We start from the raw sequence: 11,045 nt of genomic DNA, 5'->3' as shown, positions 1-11,045 counted from the left end.
CACTCAACTAACGATTGGACGTTTTCCGGCGAAGCCAGCAAAGGGCGCGGGCTGTCGGAAAGGCGTCAAAGTAAAGGGACAAAGAAGGGGCGAGGATGAACTCGCCCCTCACGTTGCAGGTCGATCCGCTTATTTCGCGGCGTCGATAACCTTCTGCGCGTCTTCCAGCGAATATTCGACATTGGCGACGCCACCCTTCTGGGTGTTGGCCAGATCCTTGTCGAGCGATTCCTGGCTGACGCTGAGGAACGGAACCACGAGGTCCTTCTTCACGTCCTTGCCGTCGAGAATCTGCTGGGCGACCCAGAAAGCCAGCGTGGACACGCCCGGTGCAATCGAAACCGACATGGTTTCATAGCCATTGGCGTCTTTCTGCTGCTTCCACCACTGCAGTTCGTCTTCACGGTTGCCCATGATGATGGTCGGCGTTTCGCGCTTGGCAGCCGCAAAGGCCTGTGCGGCGCCATAACCGTCGCCGCCTTGCGTCACGACAGCGTCGATTTTCGGCAGGCTCGGCAGGATACCCGCCACGGCGCGCTGCGCAACGTCGGCAGCCCAGTCACCGTTGACGGAACCGACGATCTTGAACTTCGGATGTTTCTTAACGCCTTCTTCGATACCGGCATGGATGTTGTCATCGACCGAAACACCAGCGAGGCCGCGGATTTCAAGCAGGTTGCCGCCATCGGGGAAACGCTTTGCCAGATAGTCGATCTGGCCTTCGCCCATGGCCTTGAAATCAACCGCGATGCGCCAGGCGCAAGGCTCGGTGACAATGCCGTCGAAGGAAACGACGGTGATGCCCGCATCGCAGGCTTCCTTCACAGCGCCGTTCAGGGCGGTCGGCGAAGCGGCGTTAATGACGATGGCGTCATAACCCTGCAGGATCATGTTCTGGATCTGGGCTGCCTGTTCCGTCGCCTGATTTTCAGCGGTCGTGAACGGGTCGGCGGCAGCCACCACACCCGCCTTCACGGCTTCCTTGGTGATCTTGTCCCAGCTTTGCAGCATGGCCTGACGCCAGGAATTGCCTGCATAATTGTTCGAGAATGCAATCTTCTTCGATGAAGTGTCGGCAAGCGCGCTGCCCGCTGCAAGAACGCCTGCCAGTGCCGCAGACGCAAAAAGGATTTTCCCAAGCTTCATTTTTTCCTCCCGGTTGCAAATATTCCGCCCCGCAGCGCCCCGGCGCTTCGGTTCGTTTAAACTCAAAATTGGTGCGAAGCCTCCCGCACCGCCGCTCCTCAACGGCACCAACCGCAATTGACGTGATTTCCACTCTTGTCTTGCGGGCAATTTTCTGGTGAAGCGAAGATGAAAGAAGCGGCGCGGTCTGTGAAGGCCGAATGCAGCAACTGAGCTGCGGGTTCCCGCAGCAAAATTGCGGTTTCCCGCAGGACGCGCCGAGGAGGGCGCAGCTTATTATAAGTCTCATGGTTATGAGCGTAACTTGCGTTTGGAGGAGAAACGCTTGGCCGAACTCGCGCCCGGACGGCAGGATAGCAAGCACGATCACGGGCAGGCTGAGCGCCTCCTTGATCACTACCTGAATATTTCCCGGCTTCTGGCGGGGCAGCTCGATTTTGATTCCATCATACAGGCGGTGGCGGCGGAGATCGCCTGCATTCTGCCCTATGACCATCTCGACGTCTGCATCAAGATGCTCGATGGCAAGTTCCACATTGCCTATGAGGCCGGTATCGCGACCGCCTGGAGCCGCAATCCGCCAGCGCTTCTGTCTGGCAGTCCAATCCGCACGCTGTTGTCCGGCGAGGCGGGTTATCTCCTGACCGACGATGCCCGCACCGATCCGCGCTTTCATTTCGAAGGCTCTTTTTCCAGCCCCATCATCGAGCACGATCTCAAGGGCCGGGTTCATGTTCCACTCAAGGCGCAGGGCGATATCATCGGCGCGCTGAGCTGTTCCAGCCTGACGCCTGCCTGCTATTCCATGCGCGACGTAGAGAACGGGCAATCGATTGCCGATCTTCTCGCGCCTTACTTTTTTGCCATTCGCGCCGCCGAGCAGGCCAAGCGTTCGGCCATTGTGGAAACGGAAGCCCGTGCCCGCGAGGAGGGCTTGCGGTCCGGCGCGCTGAAACTGACCGAGGCGCTGGAAACCGAGCGGCACCGCATCGGCATGGATTTGCATGACCAGACGCTGGCTGATCTAACCCGGCTTGCCCGTCATGTCGAGCGGCTCACCCGTGCGCCCGATCTTTCCGGTGAACAGCTGGAGCCGCTGTTTCGCGGTCTCCAGCATTGCATGCGCGATCTGCGGCAGATCATAGAGGAGGCCAAGCCCTCCATTCTACAGCTGTTCGGTTTCGTGCAGGCAACGGAAAACCATCTCGACCGGTCGGTGCGCGATAGTGATGCGGCGATTGAGTGGACGCTGGATGACCAGAGCGACGGCATGGCCGACAGGCTGGAAGAAACGGTCGCGACCTCGCTGTTTCGCATCGTTCAGGAAGCGATCAACAATGTCATCCGCCATGCCCATGCCAGCGAATTGCGGGTGAAGCTGAGCGACCGGGGCGGGCGGCTTCTGGTGGAAGTGATCGATAATGGTATCGGGACCGACCGCCCGGTCCAGCGCCCCGGTTCGGCTGCCGAATTAACGCCCGAACTCACATTGGGCCATGGCATCGACAATATGCGCACGCGCGCGCGGCTGATTTCGGCAGGTTTCGCCATCCGCAAAAATGCGACAGGCCCGGGGACAAGCGTAACGGTGCTTTTGCCGCCGGAAATGTGCAAACCGATGAATGGAGAGAGCGATGCAGGTTCTGATCGTTGAGGATGACCCGCTGCATCGCACTTATCTCAGCGAGGCGGTGCGCGCAGCACTGCCGGAATGCAGCGATATATTCGAGGCCGGAAACGGGTCGGCGGGCGAGAAACTGGCGCGCCAGCATCGCGATGCGCATATCGTGATGGACTTGCAGATGAATGGTCGCAACGGCATCGAGGCGGCGCGTACCATCTGGAAGGAAAATCCCGAAACCCGCATCCTGTTCTGGTCGAACTATGCCGATGAGGCCTATGTGCGCGGCGTGTCGCGCATTGTGCCGGAAGGTGCGGCCTATGGCTATGTGCTGAAATCGGCCTCCGACGACAAACTGCGGCTGGCGCTGCGCAGCATTTTCGTCGAGGCGCAATGCGTCGTCGACCGGGAAGTGCGCGGCTTGCAGCAGAAGAGCCTCAGCCATGCCAGCGGCTTTACCGAGAGCGAATATGAAATCCTGATTGATATCGCGCTCGGCCTGACGGACAAGACGATTGCGCGCCGACGCAATCTGTCGCTGCGCAGTGTTCAAAACCGCTTGCAGCAGCTTTATGAAAAGCTCGGCGTCTATCAGGAAAAAAGCGATAGCGACGAGGGACGGTTCAATTTTCGCGCCCGCGCCGTGACCGTGGCGCTGTTGCGCAAATTGTTGAATTACAGCGCACTGGAGCGCGCAGAAGCCGAACTCAACGAATGGTTGAGCCGGCAATCCGCTTAGCGCCGATTACGTCCAGAAATAACGCACGAAGTGAAAGAACACCGGCGCTGAAAAGACGAGGCTGTCGGCGCGGTCGAGCATGCCGCCATGGCCTTCGATCATGTGGCCCCAATCCTTGACGCCCCGGTCGCGCTTGATGGCCGAAGCCACCAGCCCGCCGAAAAAGCCCATGACGCAAGAGACCGCCGCCAGCGCGCCCGCCTGAAGCGGTGAGAAAGGCGTAAGCCAGGCAAGCCCCGCACCCAGCAAGGATGCGCTGGCCACGCCGCCGACAAAGCCTTCCCAGGTCTTGGAAGGCGAGATATTCGGCGCGATGCGATGCTTGCCGAACAATTTGCCGAACACATATTGCAGCACGTCGCTGCCCTGAACGGTCGCGACCAGAAAGGCGATCAGCAGCAGTTTTTCACTGTCATAGCCGGGGATATCCAGCGTCATCAGCGCCGGAACATGGCTGATGCAATAGACCGACAGCATGATGCCCCATTGCTGTTCGCTGATGCGTTCTAGAAAGCGCGATGTATCGCCGGAAAGGGCGGTCAGCACCGGCATTGCGAGGAAGCAATAGACCGGAATGAAGATCGAATAGAGCCCATACCATTCGATCCAGATCAGATAATACTGCACCGGAATGACCAGCAGAAACATGCCGAGCAGGATACGGTGATCGCTGCGGCGGGTCTGGGTCAGCGTTACATATTCGCGCAGCGATGCGAAGGATACGAGCGCGAACAGCACGATCACGCCGCCTTTGCCGAACAGGAAGGCGATGCACATGGCCGCGACCATGATCCACCATGCCTTGATGCGGGCATTGAGGTTGACCAGTGTGGATGAAAGCGGTTTTGGCGCGCGCCAGGACAGTATGGCGGCGACAAGGCTTGCTGTCCCCAGAACGCCCATGAGGCCGATGAATAATTGGGTGGTTTCGCTCATGGGCGGTTCCCGTTTCTGGGCTGAATATCGAGAAGTTGTTGGCGCGCTCGCGTCAGAAATTCCTTGCGGTCCTCGCCGTCGCCAAGTTGCACCGGCGCACCGAACACGACGCGGCACAGCAATGGCACCGGCAGGGCAGCGCCTTTCGGCAGCACGCGCGACATGTTCTCGATCCAGCAGGGGACAAGTTCGACATCGGGCCGCGCCAGCGCGAGATTGTAGAGACCGGAGCGAAAACGCAGCAGCGGCTCATCCGTCATGTTGCGTGTGCCTTCCGGGAAGATGATCAGCGAATGCCCATCGGCCAACGCGGTCAGCATCACTTCCATCGGGTCCTGCGTTCGCTCCACCCAGTTGCGTTCAACCAGCACGGTGCGCAGCAGCACTTCGGCCATGAATTGCCGCACGCGATTGGCGCGCCAGTAGTCTGCGCCCGCCACGGCGCGGGTGCGCGCCCGTTCTTCTTGGTTGAGACAGGAGGCGAGCAGGATGAAATCGCCATGACTGGTGTGGTTGGCATAATAGATGCGCTGGTTGCGCGATGGCCCCGTGCCGCTCCAGATCGGTCGCACGCCGGTGATGCCGCGTGACAGGATGGCGAGCAACGAGCCGAACAAAGATTGCACCTGATGACGAATGATGGTGCGCATGTCAGAACTCCGCGCCCGGTGGCAGAAGCGCCAGCAGGCTGAACAAGATGATAGCCAGTCCGAGAGAAAGATTAAGACGGCGGGCAATGCGGCGCGTTCCCGCAATACGGTCGGAGAGCGGGCGCACGGCCGGTTGTTTTGCCCGCAGGCCCATCCGTTCCAGAACGGAATCGACTTCGGCAAGGGTTGCTTTTTCGTCGTCGCCAGCGGCGATCATCCGAAACAAGGCGGCGTCGAACAGGAGATGCGCGGCAATGCCCAGCCCAATCAGGGTGCTTGCCAGTAGCACCGGCCATATCAGCCAGAAGGCGAGGTCGTGCTGCGCGCGCGCAAACGGCGCGACACCGACCAGCACAATCGCAATACCAAGCCCGATAAAGGCGCGGCGGCGCAAGGCTTTGGCACTATGTGCGGCTGGAGAGATCATTCGGGCACCTCATGGGCGTGCAGCCGGAGCGGCCAGCCTTTGGCGCGGATGAGGTTTTCGGCTTCGCGGGCGCTGGTCGCCTGTCCAGCTTGCACCAGCCAGTCGATAGCGACGGTTGCGCTTCGCCGGAAGCCAAGCGCACAGCAGATCAGGACCGGGCCTGCATGGCAGGCCGCTTCCACCGTATCGGCGGCGAGCCGAACCTTCTCCGGCGATGGCGGCAGCAGGTCCATGCAGCAGAAGCTTTTCCAGTCTTCCGCACCGCGCGGCGCAACCAGTTCGGCAGACAAGTCGATGACGGTTGAGAAGGTGCGGGCTTCGCTTTTCGACGGGAAGCGACCGAGAAACACAGTGTCGGTCAGAGCAATGTAAGGCGGTAATTTCCGTGTCCAGAAAAGGATATTGAGGCGCGCAAACAGCCGGTAGGGTGCGAGCAGCCACCGGCTTGCAAGGCTGACTGTGCCGTCTGTCCGTTTCTGGAAAACGTCGGGACCGGCCCCGAAATAGCCCGCCGCCACGATGGCGAGAGCAAGGGCTGGCCAGAACCAGAAAATCGCATAGCCGGTCAGCGTCAGGCCATGAATGCCAAGTGCCAGCAACAATAGCGCACCCGCCAGATAATAACTGCCGAGACGCCGCGCTTTTGCATTATCCGTCAGACGAAACCCGGCAAGTGGCGATGGGCCGGTACGCGGAAACAGCCAGAGCACGAAAAAGCCAAGCAGTGCCCCTGCCGGAATATCGACTGCATGGTGCTGATAGGTTGTTAGCACGGACAGTCCGATCAGCAGGCACCAGATATGCCAGACGATGCGGGTGCCGCCGCGCATGATGCGGCGCATCTGGTCCCAGATGACGATCAACAGCGCGATATGCAGTGAAGGCGCCTGATTGAACGGCTTGTCGAAACCGCCCAGCACATCGAACATGAAGCCCGGCAGGCCGGAGGTCTCGGGCTTCACAAAAGTTGCGGTCAGCGGAAAGGCGACGAAACAGAGGACGGCGATGATCTGCGCCGTCAGATAGCGCTTTGCCAGACGGCCCACCTGTTCGGGGCTTTCATTGACGAAAAGCGCAATGGCATAGAACAGGTTCACCGACCAGTAGGGCACGATGCTCCACGCGATGAACGGGACGCGGCTTTCCCAGCCAAACGCCAGATTGGGAACTTCGACGCGCAGCGAAGCGAGCCAATTGGCGGTGCCATAGGTCAGGTAGAAAAAGGGACCGAGAAACAACAGCCATAGAATGGCGCGCCGGATGACCGGCCGCCGTGGTGAACCGTCGATCCCGCCCAATGCTGCTGTCACGCTTCCGGCTCTCCGATGCGCTCGGCGATGGAAACGGTGAAAATGCCCCATTGGTCAACGCGCTGTTCCAGCTTGCGATAACCGGCCCGTTCCACGAGCTGATCCATTTCCCCTTGCGTGCGGCGGCGCATGACCCAGGCTTCGCCGCCGCGATGTGACGTCAGCGCGCGGGCGATCATTTCAAGCTGCGGATGCCATGGCTGGTTGGTATAAATCAGGAGCGAGCCAGGCTTTTGCGCCCGCGCCAGTCCTGAAAGCGAACGGTCGATCAGCGCATTGTCGGCAAAAAGCTCATAGAGGCCGGATACGATTGCCAGATTTGGCCGTGGCTCGATGGCGGCGAGGCTATCCGCATCGAAGGCGTCGCCTTCTTCCATGCGGGCAATGGTTTCCAGCCCGCGATCGGCGATCAGCTTTTGCCCGGCAACCACATTGATCGGCGAATAATCGCGCAAATATATGCTGTCGGGCATGATGCCCGCGCGCGCCACCGCATCGATCACATAGCGGCCATGGCCGCAGGCAATATCGAGAATATTGGTAGGGCGGCCTTCGCTTTTCAGGCGGGCCAGCGCCTTGCCGATCAGCTCTTCCAGATGCACCTTGCGCTGGCGGATGCCGCGCCAGCCAATGGCGTCGAGAAACTGCCGGTCGATCAGCTTGCCGCCAGGGCCAAACCCCCGCGTTTCGTTTTCATAGACATAATCGAGTGTCGAGCCGGAATCGAAACCGGTGCGCCGCCCCACTTTCAGCCCTTCGGAAAAAAGCGCGCCAAAGGCGATGGACGAGCGGGTCGAGGCCCAGTAAAGCCCGCGCGGCGACAACAGCGGCAACGGACTGGAAAGCCTGTCGGCTTCGTCGCGTGTATAGCCCGCAATATGCGCCTCGGTCAGGTCGGGGCGTTGCGGTGTTTCGGCAAAGCGCTGGTCGATGAAGGTCTTGATCTTGTCGATAGCCTGCTTGCGATCCTTCTCGCCCAGCGTATCGTGATAGAAACCTTTCAACACATGCCGCTCCTTGATGCGGCTGCCGAGATTTTCGAAAAAGCGATGCTGGGGCGTGGGGCGCACCACAAAATCGCTGCCGGAAATCAGAAGCTGTGTCGGCACGGTGATGGCGCGTGCATCATCCACCACGCGCTTTGCCGCTTCATAAAGTTGCAGCAGAATATGCGAGGCGATGGGGCGGGTGATCAGCGGGTCGGTGCGATAGGATTCGATCCGTTCGGGATCATGGGTCAAAAACTGCGGCTTGACGTAGGAATTGACGTAGAACGTGCCCTTCAGCTTCTGCCACAGTGCAATGCCTTCCTTGGCGAAAGGCACGTAGAGCTTGATGTCGAAGGCGGGCGAGGCCAGCACCAGCGCACGGATATTCGGCGCATAGTCGTGCACCCATGCGGCGGCAAGCACCGCGCCCACGCTCTGCGCGATGATGGCGACGTCTTCCACGGCCACGCCGGTTTCTTCACGTATATGCGCGACAATGCTGTCGAGATCGCGGATCGATGCGCCGAAGGACGGCGAGAAACCGCGCTCGCCGGGCGACTTTCCGTGGCCGCGTGCATCCCATGCATAGAAGGCGAAATCATCGAGGCCCAGTTCATCGACCAGATGCGCAACGCGCCCGCTATGTTCGTGGCCGCGATGCAATAGGACGATCACACCCTTTGGCTTGGCGGAGGCAGCGGGCCAGACACGGTAGAACAGCGATGTACCGTCATGGGTTGTAAACCGGGCTTCCGTCGCTTCGCGATGCGCCGTCTTGTGTGTCGGCATTTCTGCATGCTGGCTCATCCGGTCCCTCCCAATTGCTTAATTCAAGCTGCCCGCAATCAATTAACCCCAATTAGTATTGAGTGCAGTAGAATGTTTGAATAAACGAGCAAATGCGAACCGCAAATAGCTGTTTGTCCGATATTGTTCATTTCCCAAGAGATTCTCGATGTCCGTCTATCAGCTAAAGTCACAATTCCAGAATTTACTGCGGCCTTTGGTGGTGCGACTTGCCCGTGCGGGCATAACGGCCAATCAGGTCACAATAGGCGCAGCACTCGGGTCGGTCATACTTGGCGCGCTGCTTTTCTGCAGCGGCGGTGCGCTCTGGTTCGCGCTGGTGCCGGTCTGGCTTTTCCTGCGCATGGCGCTCAATGCGGTGGACGGCATGCTGGCGCGGGAGCACAACCAGAAGAGTATACTCGGCGCTTATCTGAACGAGGTTGGCGACGTCATTTCCGATGCCGCGCTCTATGCGCCATTCGCCATTGTCGCACCCTTTTCCGGAGCATGGATGTTCGCCATCGTCCTGTTTGCGGTTTTGACGGAGTTCGTGGGCGTTACCGGCGCATCGTTGGGCGCAAGCCGCCGTTATGACGGCCCGATGGGCAAGAGCGACCGCGCGGTGGTCTTCGGGGTTCTTGGCGCGTGGATCGCCGTTGACGGCGGGTTGCCGGGCTGGGCGTTCTGGGTTCAACCGCTGCTGTGCCTGCTGCTGGCCGTGACAGTGATCAAGCGCGTGCGCGGCGGACTTGGCGAAGTTGCTGCTATCGCTCGAAGCGCTTAAGCACACCCAGCAGCAACAACGGCACGAATGTCGTAATCACGATGGCGATGAAGGCCATCGCCATGCCAAGGCCGACCGAACCCTGTTCGAACTGACGCCAGATGAAGATGGATATGGTCTGCATGCCGACAGGCGCGACCAGAACCGAGGCGACCAGTTCACGCGTTGCGACCGCAAACACCAGCAGCATGGCGGTAATCAGGCTTGGTGCGATCAGCGGCAGCATGATGCGGCGGAAAGCCATAAAACTGTTGGCACCGCAAACGCGGGCGGCGGCTTCCAGATTGTCGCCGATCTGGTGAAAGGCGGCGGTGGCATAGCGGATCGGCTGCGGCAGCAGGATGCAGCAATATGCGAGTAGCAATATGAGCGGCGTGTTGTAGGGCGAGATCGGCAGCGATGGCTGGTTCCACGCCAGAATGAGGCCAACCGCCACCACGACGCCGGGCAGGGCATTGGGCAGGACAGTCAGCACATCAAGCCAGAAGCGCCCGCGAAACCGCATTTTCACCACCGCATAGGCGGCGACGGCACCAAGGAACCCGGTCAACAGTGCGCTGCCGAGGCCGAGCGACAGGCTGTTGAACAGTGCGCGCATGCCGCCAGCACTGTTTTCGGCGATGGCTGCGAAATTGTCGAAGCCGAGATTGGCGGGGGTCAGTCCGCCGGAGACGGTTTTGGACAAAGCCGTGGCGAGGATCGCCAGCAATGGAATGCCGGTGGCTGCAAAAGCGACCAGCGCAAACAGTGCCACCACCGGCGCGGCCATCGCGCCCAGCGGGCGCTTGTCCTTCGATTGCGGCTTGCCGCCCGTGGTCACATAGGAGCGGCGGGTCAAAATCCAGCGTTGGATCAGAAAAGCCGCAAGGGACAGGCAAACCAGCGTCAGCGAAAAGACCGAAGCTCCGGCCAGATCAATCGGCCAGTCGGATATACGCAGGTCGATCTCCGTCACCAGCACTTCAAAGTCCGAACGGCGTCCGAGCGCTGCGGGTGTGCCATATTCCTCGATGGCCGCGGCGAAGACGAGCAGCAGGCTTGCCGCCAGTCCGGGGGTGGCAAGCGGCAGGGTGATGCGGAAGAAGGACCGCCATGGCGAAGCGCCGAAGACACGCCCCACATCGGAGTATCGCGCACCGATCGCTTCGATGGTGCGCGATACCGCGAAATAAACCAGCGGAAAAGTGTTGAGCGCCATCACGAAACTCATGCCCGCCAGCGAAAACAGGAACGGTGCCAGATGGAATCCGGCAAGCTGTTCGAGATAGCCGCGCGGCTGCAAGGTCATGATCCAGCCAAGCGTCGCAATATAAGGGGGGATCATGAATGGAACGAGCATCAGCACGTCCCAGACAACAGCAAAGGGCACTTTGTAAAGCGCGCGAAACACCGCGAGCGGCAACGCGATCAGCGCCGACAGCACGACCACGCTAAGGCCGAGCAACACGGTATTGGCGCTCATGCGCAAAAGCTTCGGATCGGCGAATAATGCGGGAAGATGCAGGAAGGGCTCGGCCAGCGAGCCCTGTCCCAGTTTTGGAAAGACAGCCTGAAGCACGATGAAGACAAAAGGCACGGCCACAACCAGCGCCAGTCCGGCGGTGGCGACAAGTCCGAGCGGGTTGGCGCCAGCGCTGCTATTTGTCTTCATGAC

General features: G+C 60.1%; 10 protein-coding genes. 3 read left to right on the top strand and 7 right to left on the bottom strand.

Annotated elements, in window-relative coordinates; all coding sequences use genetic code 11:
• Window positions 1-129: 129 nt before the first annotated feature.
• Entirely contained in the window at window positions 130-1,146 is a 1,017-nt protein-coding gene (locus tag WIX40_RS05145) for an ABC transporter substrate-binding protein (RefSeq protein WP_109367924.1), read from the bottom strand.
• A 325-nt stretch (window positions 1,147-1,471) separates the two neighbouring features.
• Between WIX40_RS05145 and WIX40_RS05140 the strand changes: the two genes are divergently transcribed.
• Window positions 1,472-2,800 carry a GAF domain-containing sensor histidine kinase gene (locus tag WIX40_RS05140; protein WP_109367923.1) on the top strand — a complete coding sequence of 443 codons (1,329 nt, stop codon included), beginning with the start codon at window positions 1,472-1,474 and terminating at the stop codon, window positions 2,798-2,800.
• Window positions 2,781-3,506, top strand: a complete 726-nt coding sequence (locus WIX40_RS05135; protein WP_109367922.1) for a response regulator transcription factor — start codon at window positions 2,781-2,783, stop codon at window positions 3,504-3,506. Before WIX40_RS05140 ends, WIX40_RS05135 begins: the two co-directional genes overlap by 20 nt.
• Window positions 3,507-3,512: 6 nt before the next feature.
• Here WIX40_RS05135 and WIX40_RS05130 read toward each other — a convergent pair whose 3' ends face one another.
• The 5 genes from WIX40_RS05130 to WIX40_RS05110 are packed head-to-tail and all read right to left on the bottom strand — an operon-like array spanning window position 3,513 to window position 8,607.
• Window positions 3,513-4,442, bottom strand: a complete 930-nt coding sequence (locus WIX40_RS05130; protein WP_109367921.1) for a phosphatidate cytidylyltransferase — start codon at window positions 4,440-4,442, stop codon at window positions 3,513-3,515.
• Complete coding sequence (locus WIX40_RS05125) at window positions 4,439-5,092, bottom strand: lysophospholipid acyltransferase family protein (protein ID WP_109367920.1); 654 nt, start codon at window positions 5,090-5,092, stop codon at window positions 4,439-4,441. Before WIX40_RS05125 ends, WIX40_RS05130 begins: the two co-directional genes overlap by 4 nt.
• Before the next feature lies 1 nt (window position 5,093).
• Complete coding sequence (locus tag WIX40_RS05120) at window positions 5,094-5,519, bottom strand: hypothetical protein (protein ID WP_140024598.1); 426 nt, start codon at window positions 5,517-5,519, stop codon at window positions 5,094-5,096.
• On the bottom strand, window positions 5,516-6,829 hold the full coding sequence (locus WIX40_RS05115) for a phosphatase PAP2/dual specificity phosphatase family protein (protein WP_339438924.1): 1,314 nt from the start codon (window positions 6,827-6,829) through the stop codon (window positions 5,516-5,518). The genes WIX40_RS05120 and WIX40_RS05115 overlap by 4 nt, the downstream gene beginning before the upstream one ends.
• Window positions 6,826-8,607: a bifunctional alpha/beta hydrolase/class I SAM-dependent methyltransferase gene (locus WIX40_RS05110; RefSeq protein ID WP_371834144.1), complete on the bottom strand. Its 1,782-nt coding sequence runs from the start codon at window positions 8,605-8,607 to the stop codon at window positions 6,826-6,828. The genes WIX40_RS05115 and WIX40_RS05110 overlap by 4 nt, the downstream gene beginning before the upstream one ends.
• A gap of 166 nt (window positions 8,608-8,773) precedes the next feature.
• On the opposite strand from WIX40_RS05110, the gene WIX40_RS05105 reads away from it, so the two are divergent.
• Window positions 8,774-9,391 (top strand): CDP-alcohol phosphatidyltransferase family protein, encoded by a 618-nt coding sequence (locus WIX40_RS05105; protein ID WP_339438920.1) that lies wholly within the window; start codon window positions 8,774-8,776, stop codon window positions 9,389-9,391.
• On the opposite strand, the gene WIX40_RS05100 is transcribed toward WIX40_RS05105, so the two are convergent.
• Window positions 9,372-11,042 (bottom strand): ABC transporter permease, encoded by a 1,671-nt coding sequence (locus tag WIX40_RS05100; RefSeq protein ID WP_339438918.1) that lies wholly within the window; start codon window positions 11,040-11,042, stop codon window positions 9,372-9,374. The genes WIX40_RS05105 and WIX40_RS05100 overlap by 20 nt on opposite strands.
• Window positions 11,043-11,045: the final 3 nt, after the last annotated feature.

Source organism: Ochrobactrum teleogrylli, assembly GCF_037482325.1.
In the GTDB taxonomy this organism is placed as follows: domain Bacteria; phylum Pseudomonadota; class Alphaproteobacteria; order Rhizobiales; family Rhizobiaceae; genus Brucella; species Brucella teleogrylli.
Note: the sequence above shows the minus strand (reverse complement) of the source record. Positions and strands in the feature narration are given on the sequence as shown.